This window comes from Allomuricauda sp. NFXS6, assembly GCF_040148835.1.
Classification (GTDB): Bacteria; Bacteroidota; Bacteroidia; order Flavobacteriales; family Flavobacteriaceae; genus Flagellimonas.
This window is the reverse complement of the sequence record NZ_JAGEMG010000001.1, coordinates 460,547-483,244: the sequence shown is the minus strand read 5'-3', so window position 1 is coordinate 483,244 and position 22,698 is coordinate 460,547. Positions and strand designations below refer to the sequence as shown.

Genomic DNA, 22,698 nt, shown 5'->3' with positions numbered 1-22,698 from the left:
AATATAATAAGATAATCATGAAAAAAATAAACCAATTTATTGTTGCTGTTTGCATTTTGGGTACTTTATTCTCATGTAGTGACCAATTGGATCTGCAACCTTTGGATAGGTTGACTACTGATACCTTTTATAAAACGAGAGCGGATTTTGATGGCGCTATCTTTGCATCCTATTCTTCAATTCAGGATTTATGGGGAACGAGTACTGAAACTTTATCCGAACGAGGGGAGTTTTGGAAACTAACGGTGGTAGTTACCGATGACGTTGCTGCTGATGCAGTCCAGTCAGATCAGATTTCAAGAGATATAGATGCGCTGCAGGTTCGAGCAGCGGATGTACCTTATGCAGCCGCGTACACACAGATTTATGAAGGTATTTACAGGGCCAATCTTGTACTCGATAGGCTGGAAGGCGAGAATGAACTTACCGAAAATGACAAAACAGTTTTGGCGGCAGAGGCCAAATTTCTTAGGGCTTGGTTCCATTTTCAGGCATTAAAGTTATATGGAACACCACCATTGGCCATGGAGATTGTTGAGGGTATTAATAATCAAGCTTTGCCAAATGCCACTAAAGCAGATTTGTTCGATGCTATTTTATCTGATATGGCTGATGCAGCTGCTGGATTACCAGATTCTTGGGATACTGGAAATACAGGAAGGGCAACTTCTTGGGCGGCCAAGTCATATATTGGAAAAGTGAATGTATGGAAGGAGGATTGGCCCACGGCCATCATTGCATTGGCCGATGTTGTTAATAATGGCCCCTATTCGTTAATGCCGAGTTTTGAAGATAATTTTAATTTCAATACGGAAAACAATACGGAATCCATTTTTGAAATACAATTTGGAGGACCGTTTGCGGATGACAACATATGGGTGTTTGACGATACACATTCTGAGGATTTCAAAGCTTCGCAAGGTATTGCCAGAGGCTATTATTGGGATGCTGGAGGGAATGGCGTCCCAGGAGGGAAGAATGGTTGGTTTGCTCCAACCCAAGATTTGGTTGATGCTTTTGAGCCTGGCGATCCTAGGTTAAATTCAATCATTTATCAAGATGGTGATATGTATTACACCATTGATGCAGGTGGGCAAATAGAATTGCCTTATGATAATACATGGTCTTCAACGGGCTATACTTCAAAGAAATATAGGGGACCTGTTAATACGGTAAATGCCAATAGTTCCTCCAATGGTGCCGCAGAATTTAATAATGAACGTTGGTTCCGCTTTGCTGAACTCAAGTTGTTATATGCGGAGGCACTCATTGAAGGAGGTGGTGACCTAGGTATTGCCGAACAACAGATTAATGATATACGTAATAGAGCTGGTTTGGACGATTTAGCAGCAGGGGCTGATTTATTGACTGCAATGAGACAAGAAAAAAGAGTTGAGCTGGCATTTGAGCCTCATAGGTGGTTTGATATTACAAGATGGGGTATTGGTCCCGAAGTATTCGGTGGCAGCTGGAATGACCGTTTAAGCGTATTTCCTTTTCCATTATCGGAAATTGAGCGTTCTGATGGTTTGCTACAGCAAAACCCTGGATATTAATTTTTCAATCACACTCAATAGTTTATTATAAGTCTTTAGTAGTTAGTTTGATTTATTTACTTTTAATTCAACAATCCAATCTAATTTATTAGATTGGATTGTGTTTATGTACAAATACGCTAAGATGAAGTATGATTATGTTTTCATGTCCTTTTCTTAAAAAAATCAATGTTAAACTATTTCTATTATTTCCAGTTTTAATTTTTAGCTTAGGATGTGGCGATGATGACAAATCTTTGTTTAAAGCCAAAACAGCTGAAGAAACTGGTGTAAATTTCTCGAATGGATTAATCTTAAGCGATGAATTGTCCGTTCTTGAATTTGAATATATGTACAATGGTGCAGGTGTTGCTGTTGCTGACTTTGATTTGGATGGTCTTCAGGATATCTATTTTACCGCCAATATGTCGAGCAATAAATTATACAGAAATTTGGGCGATTGGAAATTTGAGGATATTACCGTCAAATCAAATACAGGTACCCAAAATTGGTCAAATGGGGTTGCTATTGTTGATATAAACCAAGATTCATATCCAGACATATATGTGAGTTGTGGTGGACCTAGAAGTTATAAGAAAGACGCTAGGAGGAATTTATTGTTCATTAATAACACCGGATCAGGACAGGGATTAACCTTTACCGAATCTGCAGCAGAGTGGGGTTTGGATTATGATGGCTATTCCACCCAAGCTGCCTTTTTTGATTATGATTTGGATGGCGATTTGGACATGTACCTGCTAAATAATGCACTGGTTGACTTTAATAGAAATACTGCACGTCCTATTGATGAATCAGGAAAAGTACCTTCAGTGGATAAACTCTTTAAAAACAATGGGGACAACACGTTTACTGATGTATCCAAAGAAGCAAATATCCTTATTGAAGGTTTTGGGTTAGGTGTTGAAGTTTGTGATTTAAATAGAGATGGTTGGCCTGATATTTACGTATCCAATGACTTTCTGACCAACGATATCCTATACGTTAACCAAAAAGATGGGTCATTTAAAAATGAATTGGATAGCTATTTTAAACATCTGACCTTTAATGGGATGGGTAATGATATTTCTGACATCAATAATGACGGCTTTATGGATGTAATTGTCCTTGATATGTTGCCTGAGGACAACAAACGTTGGAAACTGACCATGGTGGGGAATAAATATGATGAATTTCAAACATCACTTTCCTATGGATATGAACCACAATATATTAGGAATACCCTTCAATTAAATAATGGTAATGGTTCTTTCAGTGAAATGGGGCAATTGATGGGAATATCCGCAACAGAATGGAGTTGGAGTCCGTTGCTTGCCGATTTCGATCAAGATGGGTTACGAGACCTTTACATAACCAATGGCTACAGACAGGATATCACCAACTTGGATTTTATGGTTTATGGAAATAGGATCCTTACCATGGGCACTGAAGAGGCCAACAGAAAGGCCAGACTAAAGGAGTTAAATAAATTACCAGGCATTAAAATCAAAAACTATTTTTATAAAAATACCGGTGAACTGGGCTTTGAAAATATCACGAATAAGGCAGGTTTTGATAAGCCAACGTATTCCAATGGATCCGCATATGCAGATTTTGACAACGATGGTGATTTAGACCTTGTCATTAATAATATAGATGATCCCGCGGGACTTTATGAAAACCAAAGTAACAAGAACCAATCTTCTAACTACATTAAATTCAAGTTTAAGGGAAAGGACAAAAATATTGAAGGCTTGGGCAGCCAAATCGAGATTCGCTATCAGGGAAAAAAACAAGTTGGTTATCACACTCCTTACAGGGGTTATCTTTCTTCCGTTGAGTCCGGATTGCACTTTGGGCTTGGAAACGTTGATGTTATAGATACTATTATTGTGACATGGCCAGATGGTAAAAAGGAGCTGTTAAAAAACTTGCCTGCAAATAATGAGCTTACTTTAGACCATAAGAATGCAACCGAAGGTTTTAAAATTAAAAAGGATGAAGACAATGTATCACCCTTATTTTATCCTAAAGATAGCACGGTAGTTGAATTTGTTCACAAAGAAGATGATTTCGTGGATTATAAGATTCAACCTTTATTGCCGCATATGCATTCAAGAAATGGACCGGGACTTTCCGTAGGGGATGTTAACGGTGACGATTTGGAGGATTTTTTTATTGGCGGTGCGGCAGGGCAACCTGGAGCGCTTATGGTTCAACGCAAAAATGGAAAATTCACCAAAATGGACTTTCAAGATCCTGATTATGAGGATATGGGGTCTTTATTTTTTGATGCAGATAATGATGGGGATGAAGATATGTACGTTGTTAGTGGAGGAAGCAGTTTTGGTAAAAACAGTGAATTTTATGAAGACCGTATATATCAGAATGATGGTTCTGGTGATTTCTCAAAGAAAAATGCTTTGCCGGACAATAGGTTCAGCGGCTCGGTCGTAGCTGCTGCGGATTATGATCGTGACGGATTTATGGATCTTTTTGTTGGCGGCAGGGTAAGACCTGGAGAATATCCTTTAACACCAAGAAGTATGCTTCTCAAAAATAAAAGTAAAGCTGGTCAAATAGAATTTGTTGAAGATAATAGCAATCCTGATTTAAAAGAGTTGGGAATGGTTACAGCGGCACTTTGGACCGATTTCGATAATGATGATTGGATTGATCTTATCATAGTAGGGGAGTTTATGCCCATTCGTATTTTTAAGAACAACAATGGTTCTTTAAAAGAAATTTCGGCAGGACAAGAATTGGATTCTAGTTATGGTTGGTGGAACAGTATTAGTGCTGGGGACTTTGATTCAGATGGGGATGTGGATTATATCCTAGGAAATTTTGGCCTAAACAACCGCTTTGAAGTAAGTAAAGATGAGCCCCTTCGAATTTATGCCAAGGATTTTGATAAAAATGGGCAAATTGATCCAGTTATGAGTTGTTATATCAACGGGGAAAATTATGTGGCCCATTCACGCAACGACCTAATAAAACAGATAAATGCAATGAGAGGTAGGTTTAGAACCTATACCGACTATGCCGAAGCTACATTCGAGGAAACATTCTTAAAAGAAGAACTCGAAGATGCCTTTATTGTAAAAAGTGAAAACTTTGCCAGTAGTTATTTAGAGAATAAAGGAGATGGGAAATTTAAACTTTCCGCATTGCCCAAAATGTCTCAAATAGCACCCATGTACGGAACTATGGTTGGAGATTACAACCAAGATGGTAATTTGGATGTACTTGCCGTTGGAAATTTTTATAGTAGCGAAGTTTTTTCAGGCCAATATGATGCATCCATAGGTTGGCTACTGATAGGTGATGGAAAAGGAAACTTTACTAATATTGAATCAAAGCAAAGTGGTTTCTATATAAAGGGAGATGCAAAGGCTTTGGTTAATATAAAAAATGGAAACAAAGAGCTAATAATTGCCAGCATCAACGATGGACCTCTGTCTTTTTTGGATTATGAGGGACCCAAAAATGGAACCTATACTCCAAAACAAAATGAGATAGCTGCCTTGGTTACTTATGACGATGGTTCGTTACAACGATTTGAATTCAGTCGTTCCTCAGGATATTTATCACAGCCTAGTAGGGTATTTTCAATTCCAATTGCTGCAAGCTCCGTGATAATTATAGATAATACAGGGAATGAACACGAAATATTGCCAATTCAATGAAAAGGGTTTACTTATATATTTTTCTATTAATGGGAATTTTTCCTATTGTTTTTTCTTGTGGTCGTCGGGATCATGTGTTATTTAAATCCCTTTCCCCAAAAACAACAGGTCTTCAATTTGAAAATACCATTATCGAGAATGATAGTGTCAATGTATTTCAATTCATGAATATTTATACAGGGGCAGGGGTAGCTATAGGCGATATAAACAACGATGGTTTGCCAGATGTATATTTTAGTGGCAATATGGTATCCGGAAGACTCTTTTTAAACAAAGGGGGGCTGAAGTTTGAAGATATCAGCGAAACTGCAGGAATCCTCGATTCTAGTTGGGGTACTGGGGCTACTATGGTGGATATCAATCAGGACGGATGGTTGGATATTTACGTTTGTGTATCCGGTGGAGACAAGGAATCGGAAAGAGCTAATTTACTCTATGTAAACAATGGGAATTTAACTTTTGAGGAAAAGGCACCTGAGTATGGCCTTGCAGATACAAGACAATCCATGCAGGCTGCATTCTTTGATTATGATAAGGATCAAGATTTGGATATGTATTTAATGGTCAATCCGGCTGCCTATGAACAACGCGTCAATGTAAGTAAACCTAGAAAACTTAATGGCGAGTCTATTAGCAATGACCGTCTTTATCGAAATGAAGGCAATGGTAAGTTCAAGGATGTAACCACGGATGCGGGAATCCTAACGGAAGGGTATGGCCTTGGAATTGGTATATCTGATATCAATAACGACAGTTGGCCTGATATTTATATATCCAATGACTTTATTGGTAGTGACATCCTTTACATTAATCAAAAGGACGGAACTTTTAAAAATAAACTTAGCGAATACATTAACCATACCTCTTACGCCGGAATGGGAAATGATGTGGCCGATATCAACAATGATGGTAAAACTGATATTATGGTTCTGGATATGAGGCCAGAGGATAACAAAAGACAAAAATTGATTATATCCTCTACGGGATACGATAGGTTCCAACTGATGCTGAAAGCGGGTTATGATCCCCAATATAGCCGGAATACTTTGCAGCTCAATATGGGTAAGGATGAGTTTAGTGAAATAGGTTTTATGTCAGGAATCAGTAGTACGGATTGGAGCTGGAGCCCACTTTTGGCGGATTATGACAATGATGGTTTCAAGGATCTCTACGTAACCAATGGTTTTTTAAGAGACTTAGGAAATCTGGATTACATTCATTATCAAAACATTTATGACAATCCACTGGGAGATGCCCAAACAAAGATTGACCAAAAGCTTAAATCCATTCAAGAGCTTCCTCCTGCAAAACTGATTAACTACGCTTACAGAAACAAAGGAGATTTAACCTTTGAAAATGTTACTGAGGACTGGGGTATTGATACGCCGAGTTGCTCGAATGGTGCCGCATATGCCGATTTGGATAACGACGGGGATTTAGATCTGGTCGTGAACAATGTCAACCAACCGGCTTTTCTATATGAAAATACCGCGGACAAGCTTGAAGACAGAAATTATTTACGGATTCAACTGAAAGGTAAAAAAGGTAACAGGGATGGAATTGGGGCCACCATCAAGATTACCACGGACAGTATAACGCAATACTATGAACATTATCTTAGTCGGGGATATGAATCGGGCGTTGATCCCACAGTACATTTTGGTATTGGAAGATATAATTCCATTGATTCTTTGGAAGTTATATGGCCCGACAACAAGCATCAAACATTAACAGATATAACGGCCAATCAATTGGTTGTCCTGGACCAGGCCTCGGCATTGAAGAATTATGTTTCCAAAAGCTACAGTGACTCGTCAAAACTTTTTAATCATGTGGATGATTCGTTGGTGGGTAGTACCTACAAACATGAAGAAGATTCCACGGTAGATTTTAAGATGCAATCCATACTCCCCCATATGCATTCCCGAAATGGACCTGGAATTGCCGTAGGAGATGTTAACGGGGATGGGATAGATGATTTTTACATTGGTGGTGCGACAGGCTTGCCCGGAAAATTATTTTTACAGAATACAACGGGGCAGTTTAGCATGAGCCCCTTTAGCCCGGAAGCTGATTTTGAAGATATGGGCGCCCTCTTTTTTGATGCCGATGGGGATCAAGACGTAGATTTATACGTGGTAAGTGGCGGTGTGTCTTTGGAGAATGGCCGTGAACTGTATCAAGACCGTTTATATATCAATGATGGATCGGGTAATTTTAAGAGACATATGAATTTACCAGAAATCACTTCTAGTGGTTCTACTGTAACCGCCACAGATTTTGATCATGATGGGGATTTGGATCTTTTTGTCGGTGGAAGAGTAAACCCCGGTTCTTACCCGATACCTGCCAAAAGTTATCTCTTGGAAAATGTATCCGACCCTAACACGGGAAAAATAAAGTTTGTAGATATTAGCTCGTCCATAGCTAACTGGGATAAACTTACTATGGTTACATCAGCTTTATGGACCGATTACGATAACGATGGCTGGAGAGACCTATTGGTGGTAGGTGAATTTATGCCAATTACAATATTTCACAATAACCAAGGGGAACTTGATTATTTGGATTCATCACGGACTGGCTTGTCTAATACAAATGGATGGTGGAACAGTTTGGCCGGTGGCGATTTTGATAACGACGGTGATACTGATTATCTTGTTGGTAATCTGGGCCTTAACAATAGGTACAATGTTTCTGCAGAAACACCTGTATCGATTTATGCCAAGGATTTTGACAAAGATGGAAAAATGGATCCGGTAATGAGTCATTACATAGACGGCAAAGAATATATGGTACACTCAAGAGATGAGATTATTGGTCAAATCAATGCCATGAGGGCGCGTTTTAAGACCTATGAATCTTATTCAGAAGTTACTTTTGAGGAGGCCTTTCTGCCAGAAGAAATAGAGGGAAGCTACATTGTGCGCAGTACGTTGTTCGAAAGTTCATTTTTAGAGAATCTAGGGGATGGACGATTTTCCATTAGAGCGTTGCCCAAAAATTGTCAAATGGGTCCAATTAAAGGCATCATTGTTGATGATTTTGATGGAGATGGAGCTCTGGATGCATTATTGACAGGAAATTCATATACCACAGAAGTTTCTATTGGAAGGTATGATGCAATCAAGGGTATTGTTTTAAAAGGTAATGGCGACGGTAAATTCTCAACCTTATCCATGGAGAAGAGCGGTTTTTTAAATGATTGGGACACCAGTGGTTTATCTAAACTGACCAAAGCAGACGGTAAAGTATATGTGCTTGCTGCCAATAATGATAGTACTTTAAAAATCTTTCAACTCAATCAGCAGCAAGGTCATTTTAAAGGTCTCGATGTTTCCCCAAATATTGTCAGCGCCGAAATTGTCCTTAAAGATGGATCAAGCTATAAACGGGAATTTTATCATGGCGAGGGTTACTTGTCACAAAATAGCAGAAGTATTCTTTTAAATAACAACATTGAGACCATTATTCTGGAGGATAGCGATGGTAACATTAAAAAAGTATATAATGAAGGTTCGTTACAGTAGATTATGTCTAGTACTTTTTATTGCTCTAAATGCATGCAAGAATCAGTACAATGAAGAAGCACTGGATTTATATTTCGATAACAGTCCAACAATGCTCAACCACAAGCTAACGGATGTAATAGTTTCTGATATTTTTACTCCGCCAGTTGCCAGTCGAATCTATGCATATTCAAACATTGCTGGTTATGAGGCCATTCGATTTGAAGATGGTCAATATATATCATTTGCCGGCCAACTAAAGGAGCTTCAAAGCTTACCCGAACCTCAAGCAGGCAAATTGTATTACTTTCCGTTAGCTTCAATGGTCGCTTTCACCGAAGTGGCACAAAATCTTGTTTTTGACCGCGAGCGTATTCAAGAGGTACAAACAACAATATTGGATGATGTTAAGGAAATAGGTATAGATAAAGAAATTTACCAGAATTCGGTTGATTTTGGAAAAGCGATAGGTGAACAAGTTCTAAAATGGGCCAAAAAGGACGGCTATAATGAAAGGACCGCTCTTCCTAGGTACAGCGTAACGGAAAATCTAGGTCGCTGGCGCCCAACACCTCCGGGATATATGGATGCCATTGAACCCCATTGGAGCACCCTGAGGCCATTTGTAATAAACTCGGCAAAACAGTTTGATCCTGGCCCTCCAACTCCTTTCAGTGAGAAAGAAGGGACCAAATTTTATGAAGAAGCCAAGGAAGTATATTCCATTGTAATTGAATTAAGTCAGGAGGAGGTTGATATCGCAAAATTTTGGGATTGTAACCCTAATATATCGGTAACACAAGGACATGTAATGTACTTTAAGCAAAAAATTTCCCCTGGAGGTCATTGGATGCATATAACTTGCCAAGCCACGGAAGACATGGAAGCAGGTCTTTCAGCAAAGCAGGGCACCTTGGCAGCGGTAAGTGTGGCTTTAGCTGATGCATTCATAAGTTGCTGGGATGAAAAATACAGGAGTAATCTTATTAGGCCTGAAACATACATAAACACCTATATAGACCCAGATTGGAACCCTATATTGCAGACCCCTGCTTTTCCTGAGCATACTTCAGGTCATAGTGTGGCCTCTGGCGCAGCAGCAACGGTTTTAACCGAATTGGTAGGCGCTCAGTATGCATTCATTGATTCTACAGAAGTACCTTATGGTCTTCCCGAAAGAAAATATCAGTCCTTTATGCAGGCTGCCGAAGAAGCGGCCATAAGTAGATTATATGGAGGCATCCATTATCGGCCAGCCATCGAAAAAGGCCTGTCACAAGGTAAAGCTATTGGAGAATATGTATTGAGAAACATCAAACTAAAGTGAACCCTTTTGTCATTTTGCAATTAGGATAATCAACCAAACCAACCAATGTCAGCAACACAAAATTTTTCCAATCGCCTATTTTCACTTGACGTCTTTAGAGGTCTTACTATGTTTTTGCTTATTGCTGAAGCAGCGGGTTTTCACCATAATTTTTATGAATTTTCTAAAAATACCTTTTTAGAGCCCTTAGCGCTGCAATTACATCATCATCCATGGCATGGACTTCGATTTTGGGATATGATCCAACCGTTCTTCATGTTCATTGTGGGGGTTGCAATGCCTTTTTCTTTGCGTAAAAGACTTGCAACCGGTTCTAGGGGGCAAGTAACCAAACATATTCTCAAACGGTGCTTTCTGTTGTTTGTTTTTGGTGTCTTGCTGCATTGTGTATACCGTCATGCATTAGTGTGGGAGTTATGGAATGTATTGGTCCAATTGGCATTCACAATTCTCATTGCCTATGCCATTATGAACCTTTCCTATAAATATCAATTTTTAATTTCTCTTGGACTTCTTGTCCTAACTGAGGTGCTTTATAGAATGTATGACTTTCAGAACCCATACAACAATGGAGAAAGCTTTGGGTCTTTTATGGATATGGTCCTTATGGGCAAAATCAACGATGGTGGTTGGGTAACAATAAATTTCATCCCCACTGCCGCACATACGATTTGGGGCGTGATTTGTGGCCAACTATTACTTTCAAAACGCACAGAAAAGGAGAAATTGAAAATCTTTGTTTTAGGTGGTTTGGCAATGCTTTTTTGTGGTTATATATTGGATTTAACTGACATTACGCCAATTATAAAAAGGATAGCAACAACATCATTTACCTTAGTTTCAGGGGGGTATACCCTCTTAACGTTAACTCTATTCTATTGGTATATAGACATAAGGAAAAAACAAAAAAAATGGCTGCAGATTTTTTCAGTTGTCGGGACCAATTCTATTTTTATTTACCTCCTTTCAGAAACCGTTGGTATTCAATGGTTCAGGGGCTTTGGGTTAATATTTACAAATGGTATTTTTGGAGCAATGGGCTTCCCTGATGACCTTGTTCTCGTATTGAATGCACTTTTTGTTCTTTTCATGTTTTGGTATCTCACCTACTTTTTAAATAAGCATAAGATTTATTTTAAGATATAATATGAACGACTTTGAAAGAGTGAAAGAACCAAACGAACTGCTTATTTGAGTGAATTTTATAAATTAAAGAAATTCTTTTTGTGAAATTTTTCAGTCGGAAGATAATCAATGCTATAGATTTGAAATCGTATTGTTTTCTCAATTTTTTTATTCTAATCTTTTAAGAGCCTCAAACACAATATATCAAATTTGATAAAAACAAACCTTGAAAATCGTTAGCGACTAATGGTAACTACCTAGGTTTTCTGAATTGATTATCTCAATCGGAAGGAATTGTTTTTTGGGAAACTCCTTTTTGAACAATAAATTCTCCACAAGACTTTTAAGTGACAGTGATGCTTGCAGTCTTGGTGCTTGATGAATAAGAAACTGGATTTTTCCTTCGGCAAGGTACTTTGTGTTTTCCGGTAGTAGGTCATATCCCACAACAACACCCTTTTTGTCTAATAATTCAAGGGTTCGCACAACCTCATATGTTTTGGAGTTGGTCACAAAAAAAGTGTTGATGCCATTGCTTTCTATGAAATTCAATAGAACATTGTGGATGTCATCTGAATTGATGGTTTTAGTGCATATATCATGTTTGAAACCATAGCTTTTAAAAAAGGATCTAAACCCCTTTTCTTTTTGTTGCATATGAATAGCATTCCTGAAAGCTTCATCTATATGGACAATACCTATTTTGGATGATGTTTGAAGAAAGTTGGATATGAGCTTGGCCCCGACCCTCCCACTCAAATACAGGTCTTGCCCCACATGTTGGTCAACATGTTTTCTAGATAAACTATTGAAGGTCGCGGTCAATATGTTCTTTTTGCTGAGCTTTTTTAATAAAACGTCACTCTCACGTTCAAATAAAGGTACAAACAAAAATGCATCTGGTGATTTATCAATCAATTCCGAACCTTTTTGAAAAAAATGACCAGACTTCAAAGGGTCGTAATAGTTCACGGAAATATCTAGATCAAATGCTTCGTATTCTTTTATTATTTCCAGTATGCCCTGTTTGCATGGCAACCAATACGAATCTTTTTCGGGATTTGGGATAAAGATGGAAATGGCATAGACTATATTGTTTTTAAGGGACCGGGCCAGTGGATTGGGTTTATAGTCTAACTCCTTTAGCGCATCATTTACTTTTTGCAAGGCCTTTTCTGAAACTTTTCCCCTCTTGTGAATAACCCTGTCAACCGTTCCTATGGAGACATTGGCAATCTTGGCAATGTCTTTAATGGTTATTTTTTTCTTCATCGCAAACAAATATATAGAAAAAGGATTGTTACGGTGTGTACGATAACAAAATAATAGTGTGTACGTACACATTTTTTTATATCTTGCATCAAAATCGCTGGTTTAAACTTGTTTGTCCAATCAGTTTAAAAGTATAAATATTTGATTAATAAATCGTTAAATTCTGTTTTCAGCATGCGCGACATAGTTGTACAGTCTCCTGGAAGAACTTGTTTGTTCGGGGATCACCAAGATTATTTAGGCTTGCCTGTCATTGCCTGTGCCATCAACAGGCACATTACCCTTAGAGCTACTAAGAATACAAAAGGAAAGTTCTGCATCGATAAACCGGATATCGGTGAGTATCGCGTCATCTATTTGGATTCCAAAATCGAATCCGTTGAAAAAGAGGATCATCTCCTGGCCGCAATGAAAATCCTTGAAAACTATGGATGTCGTCCGGATACCGGATACGATATATCCATATCTGGAAATATTGCGATAAATGCTGGAACTTCAAGTTCAAGTGCAGTAATTGTTGGATGGATACAGTTTCTGTTAACTGCTTTTGGTTGTGACCGGCCGATTACCAAGGAATTTGTTTCACGCTTGGCCTATGAGGCAGAGGTGGAGTTCCACGGGTCCCCGGGAGGAAAGATGGACCATTATAGTATCGGTATTGGTAATATTATATATCTGGAGACCGGGAATAGACCTTATTATGAGGTGTTCCATGCTGAACTTTCAGGATTGGTGGTGGCCGAATCCGGTATTCCAAAACAGACCACAGGGGTGTTGGGGGAACTCAAGGAAAAAGCAATGCTGGCTATAAACAAGGTGAAGGAAAAGATACCAACATTTGATATAAAACAAGTATCAAAAAAAGAATTTCCGGATTATGCCAATTACGTTCCGGACGATCTAAAGGTATATTTCGAGGCAGCGGTGTTAAATTATGATGTTACACAACGTGCATTATTGGAATTTCGAAAGCCTAGGTTGGATTTAGAAGCGATAGGGAGACTGATGAACGAACACCATTTCGTTTTGAAAGAATATTTAAAAATAACCTTGCCACTTATCGATAACATGATCGATTCGGCATTGGAAGCTGGTGCTCTGGGTGCCAAGATCGTCGGCTCCGGACGTGGAGGAAGCATAGTAGTGCTTGCAGGTCCGGGAGAGCAGCAAAAAGTTATTGATGCCATAAAGCATGCAGGTGCAAAAGATGCCTATTCCGTGCAAGTAGATCCTGGAGTAATCATTAACAAATCAAAAGAATAAAAATGGAACCAATTTCAAGTTTAATAATCCTAGCTGGGGGAGCATCCTCCAGAATGAAAAAAGAGGCACTTATCCAGAAAGACCTAAGTGAAGAAGACATCAAGCAGGCGAACGAAAGAAGCAAGGGCCTGATCGGTGTTGGGCAACAAGGCCGACCCTTGCTCGATTATGTCCTATACAACGCAAAAAAGGCAGGATATGCAAAAATATACATCGTGATTGGAGAAAATGGGCAGCTTTTCAAGGAATTCTATGGTTCGGGAGAAAACAGTAGCATGTTCCATGGAATGGAAATATTTTTTGCCACCCAATTTGTTCCAAAAGATAGAGCCAAACCTTTTGGTACCGCAGATGCCCTGTATCAGGCCACCGAACAATATCCTGAACTCAAGAGCACAAGATATTCAGTATGCAACAGTGATAACCTGTACTCGGTGGAAGCTTTTACAGCCTTAAGAAACACAGATGTTCCCAATGCCTTTATTGCCTATGATCGTGATGCCATGGAGTTTCCCGAAGAGCGTATATCCCGCTTCGCCTTGGTTAAATTGGATGATGAAGGTTATTTGACGGACATCGTGGAAAAGCCAGAACCACCCCAGGTAGGTGCCTACCGCGATACCATGGGAAAACTCAGGGTAAGCATGAACGCCTTCACCTTTGATGGTGCCAAAATGGATTCCTTTCTTCAAAATTGTCCCGTGCATCCAGACCGAAATGAAAAGGAACTTCCCACGGCATTTTTGAACATGTTAAAGGAGTATCCGAAGACTGCCGTCGGCATTCCCTTTTCCGAGCATGTCCCCGATCTTACGGCTAAGGATGATATCATCGATGTGAAAAATTATCTTGAAAAGCACTATCCCACTTTGGATTGGGAATAAAATCACCAGAATGGATAAATATCTCATAACAGGTGGTGCAGGTTTTATAGGAAGCCATATTGCGGAATCAATACGCTCGCAAGGCCATAAAGTTGTTGTCGTGGACAATCTAAGGACCGGCTTCACGAAAAACATAGCACATTTGGATGTTGATTTTGTGGAGGGTGACATCAGGGACAAAGAGTTGATGCTCGATTTGGCCAGTGATGCCAAGGGAATATTTCATTTGGCGGCTTTGGTGAGTGTGCCTGAGTCATTGCAAAAGATCAGCGAATGCTTGCAGATCAATGTGGAAGGTACCCTGAATGTACTTGATGCTGCGAGGGAAACATCAGGCTGCAAATTGATTTTGTCCAGTTCGGCGGCCATATACGGCAATAATCCGCAGTTGCCCAAAGTGGAGCACATGTTGCCCGAACCCCTTACCCCTTACGCTATGACCAAATTGGACGGGGAGTTTTATCTGAGGATGTATTCCGATCAGTGGAACGTTCCCACGGCTTCCTTGCGCTACTTCAATGTTTTTGGACCAAGACAAAACCCAGATTCGGCCTATGCGGCCGCCGTGCCCATCTTTATACAAAAAGCGCTTTTGAACGAAGCCATTACCATTTATGGAGATGGGCAGCAGACGCGCGATTTTGTATATGTCAAGGATGTTGTGGCCGCCAATATGTTCGCATTGGAAAAAGGTACTGAAGTGTACAATGTAGCACTGGGCCATAGCGCTACCATACTGGAGCTTGCGGAACGAATCATTTCAATTACAGGTTCGAAGTCCCATATCACTTTTAAGCCCGAGAGGGCTGGTGATGTCAAACACTCCCAGGCGGATGTGGCCAAATTCCAATCCCTGGGATTTGTACCCAAATATGACCTGAACAGCGCATTGGTGGAGACCATTGCATTTTATGAACAGGAACTTCTTAAAAAATAACAACTATGATTGTATTGGATTTTTGGGACTACATCATCATCTTCAGCTTTTTCACGATTACGTTGGGCATTGGCCTATTTGTGTCCAAAAGCTCCGGGAAAAGCAGTGCTGAATATTTTTTGTCGGGACGGTCCATGCCTTGGTGGCTATTGGGGATGTCCATGGTGGCCACGACCTTTTCCACCGATACTCCCAACCTTGTAACTGATATAGTACGGACCAACGGAGTATCGGGCAACTGGGTTTGGTGGGTATTTCTGTTGACCGGATTGTTCGACCATGTTGACATCGAGCCAGAAAACGTCCACGTTCCTGATGGTACGGTTCCACTGTAAGGCATAAAGGAGTATTGCAAGGAATATGAAAGAAAGATTGAAGCGGCCGGGGGGACCGGATTTTCAGCTTTTGGGGATCGGTAGGACAGGGCACATCGGCTTTAATGAACCGGGATCCCATTTCAACTCCGCCACCCGGGACATTACCTTGGACCACATTACCCGTGTGGATGCGGTCCCGGCCTTCAAAGGTCTGGAAAATGTGCCCAGAAAGGCCATTACCATGAGAATAGGCACCATAAGAAAGGCCAAGCATATCGTGCTTTTGGCCTGGGGACAGAATAAGGCGGATGTGGTCAAGGAAACGATAGAAGGGGAGATAAGCCCCAAAGTACCGGCCACCTACCTACAAGGACACGATAATACCACCTTCGTGCTGGACAGGGAGGCGGCAGCACATCTTACACGGATTGACCTCCTTGGTTGGTAAGCAGTTGTGGTTGGACCGAAGACCTTACCCACAAAGCAATGGTATGGCTCAGCTTACAAAAGAACAAACCATTACTCCAATTGACGGACAAGGATTACAATGATTCGGGGATGTCCGACCTGCTCAGCTTCGAACAATCATCCTATGATATCAACATAAAAACTTTCAATCGTTTACAGCACACCATTACCGGATGGCCCGGGGGCAAGTCAAATGCTGATGATACCAACCGCCCTGAACGTGCCGAACCAGCCAAAAAACGGGTAATCATATTTAGTCCGCATCCTGATGACGATGTCATTTCCATGGGTGGAACCTTTGACCGTTTAGTGGCACAGGGACGTGAGGTGCACATTGCATACCAAACATCTGGAAATATCACTGTGGCCGACCATGAAGCGATGAAGGTGGCGGAAGTGGCCACCAATATGGGGCAAAAGGGGCTTTTTTCAGAAGTGATCAAAGATATCAGTGAAAAAACGGAAGGAGACTTTGATTCGGAACTGGTCAGAAAGGTCAAAGGGAGTATCAGAAGGGCAGAAAGCCTTGGAGCTACCCGTTTCCTGAGAATTCCGGATAGTCAGGTCCATTTTTTGAGACCGGCACGATTAAGAAAAACCCTTTGGGGGGATAGGACATTGAGATAATGAACAGAATTATTGAGGAAATAAAGCCCCATCAAATCTATGCTGCGGGGGATTTGGCTGATCCACATGGAACGCACCGGGTGTGCTTGGAAGCTCTTTTTGAATCCCTTAAGCGTTTAAGAGAAAAACCCTTTATGACAGATTGTTGGGTATGGTTGTACCGTGGTGCTTGGCACGAGTGGGATTATGGAATAGAGATGGCGGTGCCCATGAGCCCAGAGCAGGTACTACGGAAACGGAAGGCAATCTTCTTCCACCAGACTCAAAAGGACGTGGTAATGTTCCAAGGAGAAGGTCTTCGTGAGTTTTGGGTGCTCGTGGAGGATAGGAACAAGGACACGGCCCAGAAGTATCAACAATTGGGATTGGTCAGTTATGCCGCCATTGAGGCCTTTGTAAGGTATAATTATTGATAACATTTATTATGAAGAAATGGAAGGAAAACCCCATAACCCCATGTCTCAATAATGAGTATGGTTTTTTCTTTATTGATGCATAACAAATAATGGATTGTAAAATACGATGCTCATAAAACAAAAATGTGAGTTTTTTGTTTGCTCGCTTTCGAATTAGAACATCAAGTTTTGACTTTAGAGGAGCTATAGGCACTAGAACCTACCTCTGTGAACCCTTTATTTATTAGGGTTTCAAGCTTTTTGATATTTTATGCTCACCGAATAGGTCACTTTTCACTGAATTGATATTAATACATTGAAATACAATTATATACGATAAAAACTTAGGCAAACACGATTATGCTGATTTTTGAATGAAAATTCCAAAGAATACAGAGGATTCGCCATAGCAACTAGTAAGTCGAAAAGGGAACCGAGTTGCAGTTTCGAATCACTAACCAGATTAATCTTATTTGTTTACTGTGGAATACAATAAAAAGCTAATTGTGTTTATCAAGCTAAGCAAAATGAATGTTCCATTTGAACATTTTAGACTAAGGCTGCAAAAAACGGTCAAAGATAACCATTGAAAGCGGATATTTTTGAATCATTAAGAAAGCGTTTCAGACTACGCCATAAAGGGTTTGCAATAAATATTGCTATGCTCACATTAATCCGGCGGAGGTGGTATACTATGTACGTCCTTTCCACCAGATAGCGTTCTAGGTGCGGGTTTAGGCCGATTTTTCCCAATGGGATTTATGAAATGATTTTTAATAAAAATGGGGGTGTTTTAATGTAACTATTATTATAGTGGTAATTATTATGTATATTTGTATATAACTATCATTATAATGTCACTTATTACTCAAAGGAGAGCTCAAAAAAGAATAGCTCAGAACATGAGGGATCTGCGCCTTGGAAGGGAATTGACCCAAAAGGGATTGGCGGAGCGCTCGGGAGTAAGCTTATCCTCGTTGCGTAAATTCGAACAAAAGGGAAGCATTTCCCTGGAATCTTTTTTAAAGTTGGCCCTGACGCTGGGGTTCATGGATAAGCTTATAACAGTTACCGAACCTGTGGAAAGCAATTTTTCATCCATCGATGATGTATTGGCCAAAGATGATAAAAAGCCCAAAAGGGGTAAGCACGAATGAGCACTTATATTTCTATAAATGAATTAAGGGTCGGGATAGATTTTGGAAAAAATACTATTCCAGTGGGCCGTTTGGCCATTCGGGATTATAAAACATATTTTGAATACGACACGGATTTCATAAAAACAGGATTGGAAATATCCCCGATCAAACTTCCCCTTGGTCCTGGACTTCAGGTGTTCGACTATCAACCCTTCGAGGGGTTGCCCGGTGTCTTTAATGACAGTTTGCCGGATGGTTGGGGGAGGCTGCTGTTCGACCGGTATATTCGAAGTCAAAATTTGTTGCCAGATGATTTTTCATCTTTGGACCGGTTGGCCCATGTTGGTGCAACAGGACTTGGGGCTTTGGTGTATGAGCCTGATTATAGTATGACGGATACTGAAAAAGATACGATAGATTTGGATATACTTTCGCAGCACACTCAGGAGATTTTGGATGGAGCGGCCGATGAGGTGCTGGAGGAACTTATCAATCTGAATGGTTCATCTGCGGGAGCCCGTCCGAAAGCCCTTATTGGCTTGGATACTAAAAAAAACCACATTATATCAGGAAAACATGACCTTGGGCCCGACCATGAGCATTGGCTGGTCAAATTTGCAAACAGTAGCGATGGTAGCGATGCCGGTGCAATCGAGTATGTATATGCCCTTATGGCCAAGGAAGCTGGTGTGGATATGATGCCCGTACATCTATTTAATGCGGCAAAAGGTTCCGGCTATTTTGCTACCCAACGCTTTGATAGGGAGGGAGATAAAAGATTACATATGCATACAGCTAGTGGTCTATTGCATTCGAACTTTAGGACTCCATCCCTGGACTATGAAGATTTGATTGCCCTTACGGGTGCCCTTACCAAGGATGTGCGGGAAATTGAGAAAATGTTCCGTCTTGCCGTATTCAATGTGCTCTCCCATAACCGGGATGACCACGGTAAGAACTTTTCTTTTGTTATGGGTGAAAACGGGGAGTGGAAATTATCCCCCGCCTATGACCTGACCTTTTCATCAGGTCCACGGGGACAACAGAGTACCATGGTCATGGGAGAGGGACAATCGCCTTCCATTGGACATTTATTGAAATTAGGGGAGGAAGCAAGTTTAAAAGAATCCAAGGTCAATGAAATCATAGACCAAACCAAGCATGCCCTTGGTTATTGGGAAACTTTGGCTGACGAACATGGTGTGACAAAAACGAACATCAAGTTGATTAAATCCAGAATAGGGACTATTTGATCGAAACAAACGGCGACTATTTCAGGTATGATCAAGGTCGAATTGCGTTGGTTCAATTAACTCGCTTTCGGTATTTCCCATACCCGTTCCACCCATTAAAGTACGGATCTTGATTTTAGGTAATCATAGATCTCGTATTGGGATCTGACTTTTTTGTCGCCCATACCTCCTTTGACATAGTCATTGCTGGACGCTGGATCGATGTGACGTGCCTTTACGTTATCGGAGAGTTGTATGTGCAGGATGTCCTCAGTTCTTTGAACACTTCGCTGTCCAAGATTGGGGTGTCCGATTGGATTAGCCGGATGGTTGAGACCACCAAAAACGGAAAATAAGAGCCACCTAATTTTTGGATTTAGTGATTTTAAGATCAGGCTTTTGCGTTAGTCTTGAGGGTGCTCAATTCTATCCGGCGAAGGTGGTATACCATGTCCGGCGTTTCCAATTAAATCAATAAAACATTCATTTTAATGCATGTTTTAACATGGTAAGATTTGGGGCTTGCAGCACTTCACTTCGTTGCGTTCGCTTTTGTGCAGATTTCATTGCTACCTTAGTCTTCTTGAATCATCGGGGTATGGATTTCTCATACCATAGATAGGTACAGTTTCTGTTCTAATGATAATGCTCATGAGCTCGATAAGTATTAGAATTTGTTAATGCAATTGCAAATGGCCGAGATTATCTTTTTGGAATGGCGGGTTATTAAAGGAAGAGGTCAGAAATCAAAAAATTCAATCACAATCGCATACAACCCGAAACCCTAAATTGATAGCATTGAATTTAGCATTGGCCGCCCCTCGAGTATTTCGTCTTGCACTAAATGGAGGGGAGTCCCAGCCTCCCCCTCGATCAACATACTGGTCTTCTTCAGGCTTGTTGTCCGCAATTGGGTACTGTTTCACAACGGACTCGAACACCATTCCCAAACATTACCGAGAATATCGTACAAACCCTTGTCATTTGTAGCAAAAGAGCCTACTGGCGCCACATACTTATAGCCATCATCCTGCTCGCCAACGGCCCTAATGGCAATCGAATACCTGTATTGAATCAGCTACGGGACAATATTATAACAACCTATCAATGGTACAATAAATTGGATTTTTGTCCCCAACCCATACTCCATCCTCCCATTACCTTTAGGGTGACCACATCCACCACACTTTGGGCCACTGCTTGGGAAATCACCTTGGTGTCTTGTCCAGCAAGTGCGCGCTGAAATTCAATTATAAATATCGCGATGTCAAGCGGGGTGGACCAAAGACCGGAGGGAGCAACCTGTGGTGTAATAGGGGTTCCAGTGCGGATAATCTGGCCATTTTCATCATGAGCTTGGGCAACATTTGTGAGAAACCCAGCCTCATGAGGTTGTCTCATCGTACTATAGTTCATGCCTAATGGCTTGAAGAGATATGTCTCGGCCAAATCGGCCAATGATTTGCCCAGATGATCCTCCAATGCCATTTGGGCTATTACATAACCTCCACCACTATATCGCCAATCCGAACCTGGTTCGAATTGGAGTCTTAGCGCATCATTTCCAGCTATTTTACCATTTAGGCTTTTGGTAAGGTGGGAATCGTATCACCAAAGTAATAGTCAACAAAGCCATGCTGTGAGGTACCTGCGGTATGGCTCAACAATCTTCTTAGGGTTATTTTGGAAGCCTCTTTTGAGGAAACTCCCGGGAAGCGCCAACGCTTGAGGTAGTTCAAGACAGGTACATCCAGATTTATTGCTCCCCGTTCTTCCAATAGGGCAAAGAGCGTGGCCGTAAATGGTTTTGAGATTGAGGCGGTTGAAAAGGCCGTATATTCATCGATCAATTCCTTGGTCGCCTGATTTTTTACTCCCCACTGCCCATGCCAGAGAATTTAGTGGTCTTCTACCATGGCAAAACTCAAACCAGGGAGTCCATAGTAGTCCGAAGCTTCCTGAAGGGACAATTTTAAGCTGTCGGAGAATTCAAGCTTTTTCGTCACTTCAAAAACTAAGGTATTACAGTGCATGGGACGGATTGTGGGAGCCACTAAAAACGGCAAAATTGAACCACCCAATATTTCGTTGTACTAGCTTGTAGGTCAGTATTTTGTTGGTTATTTTGCTATACTCACTTTTTTCCGTTTTGGGTGGTATACCATGCCCGTTTTTTGCATCATATCCGTAATGGACAATATTTTCATTCAAGTCCATTAACAGCCTTGTATTTTAGAATAAATTGTGAACTATGATATCAAGGCCAAAATAATGAGCGGTTTTTGAAAAGGACTTACCTAGAATGTTGTTCATGTATCCAATATTGAATGTTGTCCTGTTAATTGGACTTATGGAATAATAGATACAGAATCGAGCTTCTTTATAGTTCAATACGCCCCAATTATTTGTTCTACCCACCGAAAAAAAGGCTTCCATGGTTGTGGTAAGTTTTTGTGATTTTGATGAATTAAGGTTGATCGCTATTTTTGTTCTAATGCGTGAACGAAACTGAACGGTTTCCTTAGCAGGACTAAAATCCGGGTCAAAGAAATAACGTAGTTCCGGCCGATAGGTCAAAGAAAATGCATTATTCAGATAAGAAAACCTGCCATAAACACGAAACTCTTGCCGGGCATTGGGGTCATTCAACACATAAGGTCGCTCATCGATATAATTGTTCTGCCAACGATAGCTCAGTGCCCCTGAATATTGCCATTGTGTACTGAAACGATGCTTGATTTCTTGGTTTACAACGTAAATGACATTTCTTTCGAATGGATTAAAGTTGTTTGGGTTACTACTACTTCCCAAACCCAAATAAGTAGTTGAAGTCACCCCTTCTTTTTCTGACAACTCTTGTTTTAATCCGATAGCAAACCAACCAGCAGTATTGATATCACCCAGCCCGGGAGGGGAGATTTGGGCAAGGCAGGTGGAGTAGCATATTATTCCAAATAGTGCGGAAACTAAACTCTTGGACAT

The 22,698-nt window shown here is 40.6% G+C and carries 18 protein-coding genes and 2 pseudogenes; 12 read left to right on the top strand and 8 right to left on the bottom strand.

All coding sequences use genetic code 11. From position 1 onward, the window contains the following. Window positions 1-17: 17 nt before the first annotated feature. From J4E06_RS02095 to J4E06_RS02075, 5 genes are all read left to right on the top strand, one after another. Window positions 18-1,556, top strand: coding sequence for a RagB/SusD family nutrient uptake outer membrane protein (locus J4E06_RS02095; RefSeq protein WP_349522389.1), 1,539 nt, complete (start codon window positions 18-20; stop codon window positions 1,554-1,556). Window positions 1,557-1,792: 236 nt separating this feature from the next. Beyond that, the gene (locus J4E06_RS02090) at window positions 1,793-5,221 is read left to right on the top strand and encodes a VCBS repeat-containing protein (protein WP_349522388.1); all 3,429 of its coding nucleotides are present in this window, start codon (window positions 1,793-1,795) and stop codon (window positions 5,219-5,221) included. A gap of 164 nt (window positions 5,222-5,385) precedes the next feature. Then, window positions 5,386-8,751 (top strand): VCBS repeat-containing protein, encoded by a 3,366-nt coding sequence (locus J4E06_RS02085; protein WP_349522387.1) that lies wholly within the window; start codon window positions 5,386-5,388, stop codon window positions 8,749-8,751. Then, entirely contained in the window at window positions 8,732-10,057 is a 1,326-nt protein-coding gene (locus J4E06_RS02080) for a vanadium-dependent haloperoxidase (protein WP_349522386.1), read from the top strand. The genes J4E06_RS02085 and J4E06_RS02080 overlap by 20 nt, the downstream gene beginning before the upstream one ends. Before the next feature lie 45 nt (window positions 10,058-10,102). Further along, a complete protein-coding gene (locus J4E06_RS02075) occupies window positions 10,103-11,203 on the top strand; it encodes an acyltransferase family protein (protein ID WP_349522385.1) in 1,101 nt (366 codons plus the stop codon). A 222-nt stretch (window positions 11,204-11,425) separates the two neighbouring features. On the opposite strand, the gene J4E06_RS02070 is transcribed toward J4E06_RS02075, so the two are convergent. Then, window positions 11,426-12,454, bottom strand: coding sequence for a substrate-binding domain-containing protein (locus tag J4E06_RS02070; protein WP_349522384.1), 1,029 nt, complete (start codon window positions 12,452-12,454; stop codon window positions 11,426-11,428). 174 nt (window positions 12,455-12,628) lie between these two features. On the opposite strand from J4E06_RS02070, the gene J4E06_RS02065 reads away from it, so the two are divergent. The 7 genes and pseudogenes from J4E06_RS02065 (at window position 12,629) to J4E06_RS02035 (ending at window position 19,737) form a co-directional block, all read left to right on the top strand. Next, entirely contained in the window at window positions 12,629-13,717 is a 1,089-nt protein-coding gene (locus J4E06_RS02065; protein WP_349522383.1) for a mevalonate kinase family protein, read from the top strand. Window positions 13,718-13,719: 2 nt separating this feature from the next. Then, entirely contained in the window at window positions 13,720-14,601 is an 882-nt protein-coding gene (locus tag J4E06_RS02060) for a sugar phosphate nucleotidyltransferase (RefSeq protein WP_349522382.1), read from the top strand. A 10-nt stretch (window positions 14,602-14,611) separates the two neighbouring features. Continuing rightward, complete coding sequence (locus tag J4E06_RS02055) at window positions 14,612-15,538, top strand: NAD-dependent epimerase/dehydratase family protein (protein ID WP_349522381.1); 927 nt, start codon at window positions 14,612-14,614, stop codon at window positions 15,536-15,538. A gap of 5 nt (window positions 15,539-15,543) precedes the next feature. Beyond that, a pseudogene (locus J4E06_RS02050) lies at window positions 15,544-15,810 on the top strand (Na+:solute symporter); the annotation flags it as partial. Next, window positions 15,784-17,363 (top strand): annotated as a pseudogene (locus J4E06_RS02045) (PIG-L family deacetylase); the annotation flags it as partial. The pseudogenes J4E06_RS02050 and J4E06_RS02045, both read left to right, overlap by 27 nt. An 836-nt stretch (window positions 17,364-18,199) precedes the next feature. After that, window positions 18,200-18,502, top strand: a complete 303-nt coding sequence (locus J4E06_RS02040) for a helix-turn-helix domain-containing protein (protein WP_293167427.1) — start codon at window positions 18,200-18,202, stop codon at window positions 18,500-18,502. Beyond that, window positions 18,499-19,737, top strand: coding sequence for a type II toxin-antitoxin system HipA family toxin (locus J4E06_RS02035; protein ID WP_349522380.1), 1,239 nt, complete (start codon window positions 18,499-18,501; stop codon window positions 19,735-19,737). Before J4E06_RS02040 ends, J4E06_RS02035 begins: the two co-directional genes overlap by 4 nt. 734 nt (window positions 19,738-20,471) lie before the next feature. On the opposite strand, the gene J4E06_RS18390 is transcribed toward J4E06_RS02035, so the two are convergent. The 7 genes from J4E06_RS18390 to J4E06_RS02005 are packed head-to-tail and all read right to left on the bottom strand — an operon-like array spanning window position 20,472 to window position 22,698. Beyond that, entirely contained in the window at window positions 20,472-20,660 is a 189-nt protein-coding gene (locus J4E06_RS18390; RefSeq protein ID WP_502877330.1) for an SUMF1/EgtB/PvdO family nonheme iron enzyme, read from the bottom strand. Further along, window positions 20,639-20,767, bottom strand: coding sequence for an SUMF1/EgtB/PvdO family nonheme iron enzyme (locus tag J4E06_RS02030; RefSeq protein ID WP_349522606.1), 129 nt, complete (start codon window positions 20,765-20,767; stop codon window positions 20,639-20,641). Before J4E06_RS02030 ends, J4E06_RS18390 begins: the two co-directional genes overlap by 22 nt. 53 nt (window positions 20,768-20,820) lie before the next feature. Next, on the bottom strand, window positions 20,821-21,288 hold the full coding sequence (locus J4E06_RS02025; RefSeq protein ID WP_349522605.1) for a serine hydrolase domain-containing protein: 468 nt from the start codon (window positions 21,286-21,288) through the stop codon (window positions 20,821-20,823). Window positions 21,289-21,296: 8 nt separating this feature from the next. After that, entirely contained in the window at window positions 21,297-21,614 is a 318-nt protein-coding gene (locus J4E06_RS02020) for a serine hydrolase domain-containing protein (protein ID WP_349522604.1), read from the bottom strand. Beyond that, window positions 21,615-21,749: a hypothetical protein gene (locus J4E06_RS02015; RefSeq protein ID WP_349522379.1), complete on the bottom strand. Its 135-nt coding sequence runs from the start codon at window positions 21,747-21,749 to the stop codon at window positions 21,615-21,617. Continuing rightward, on the bottom strand, window positions 21,739-21,933 hold the full coding sequence (locus tag J4E06_RS02010) for a hypothetical protein (RefSeq protein WP_349522378.1): 195 nt from the start codon (window positions 21,931-21,933) through the stop codon (window positions 21,739-21,741). Before J4E06_RS02010 ends, J4E06_RS02015 begins: the two co-directional genes overlap by 11 nt. A 15-nt stretch (window positions 21,934-21,948) precedes the next feature. Continuing rightward, window positions 21,949-22,698, bottom strand: coding sequence for a DUF2490 domain-containing protein (locus J4E06_RS02005; protein WP_349522377.1), 750 nt, complete (start codon window positions 22,696-22,698; stop codon window positions 21,949-21,951).

What these genes read in the sequence shown, in the direction of transcription:
- J4E06_RS02075 (WP_349522385.1), top strand. Translation starts at nt 10,103, where the DNA reads ATGTCAGCAACACAAAATTTTTCCAATCGCCTATTTTCACTTGACGTC.
- J4E06_RS02035 (WP_349522380.1), top strand. Translation starts at nt 18,499, where the DNA reads ATGAGCACTTATATTTCTATAAATGAATTAAGGGTCGGGATAGATTTT.
- J4E06_RS02080 (WP_349522386.1), top strand. Translation starts at nt 8,732, where the DNA reads ATGAAGGTTCGTTACAGTAGATTATGTCTAGTACTTTTTATTGCTCTA.
- J4E06_RS02065 (WP_349522383.1), top strand. Translation starts at nt 12,629, where the DNA reads ATGCGCGACATAGTTGTACAGTCTCCTGGAAGAACTTGTTTGTTCGGG.
- J4E06_RS02055 (WP_349522381.1), top strand. Translation starts at nt 14,612, where the DNA reads ATGGATAAATATCTCATAACAGGTGGTGCAGGTTTTATAGGAAGCCAT.
- J4E06_RS02040 (WP_293167427.1), top strand. Translation starts at nt 18,200, where the DNA reads ATGTCACTTATTACTCAAAGGAGAGCTCAAAAAAGAATAGCTCAGAAC.
- J4E06_RS02070 (WP_349522384.1), bottom strand. Translation starts at nt 12,454, where the DNA reads ATGAAGAAAAAAATAACCATTAAAGACATTGCCAAGATTGCCAATGTC.
- J4E06_RS02005 (WP_349522377.1), bottom strand. Translation starts at nt 22,698, where the DNA reads ATGTCCAAGAGTTTAGTTTCCGCACTATTTGGAATAATATGCTACTCC.
- J4E06_RS02095 (WP_349522389.1), top strand. Translation starts at nt 18, where the DNA reads ATGAAAAAAATAAACCAATTTATTGTTGCTGTTTGCATTTTGGGTACT.
- J4E06_RS02015 (WP_349522379.1), bottom strand. Translation starts at nt 21,749, where the DNA reads ATGCACTGTAATACCTTAGTTTTTGAAGTGACGAAAAAGCTTGAATTC.
- J4E06_RS18390 (WP_502877330.1), bottom strand. Translation starts at nt 20,660, where the DNA reads ATGGTGTTCGAGTCCGTTGTGAAACAGTACCCAATTGCGGACAACAAG.
- J4E06_RS02060 (WP_349522382.1), top strand. Translation starts at nt 13,720, where the DNA reads ATGGAACCAATTTCAAGTTTAATAATCCTAGCTGGGGGAGCATCCTCC.
- J4E06_RS02010 (WP_349522378.1), bottom strand. Translation starts at nt 21,933, where the DNA reads ATGGACTTGAATGAAAATATTGTCCATTACGGATATGATGCAAAAAAC.
- J4E06_RS02085 (WP_349522387.1), top strand. Translation starts at nt 5,386, where the DNA reads ATGAATATTTATACAGGGGCAGGGGTAGCTATAGGCGATATAAACAAC.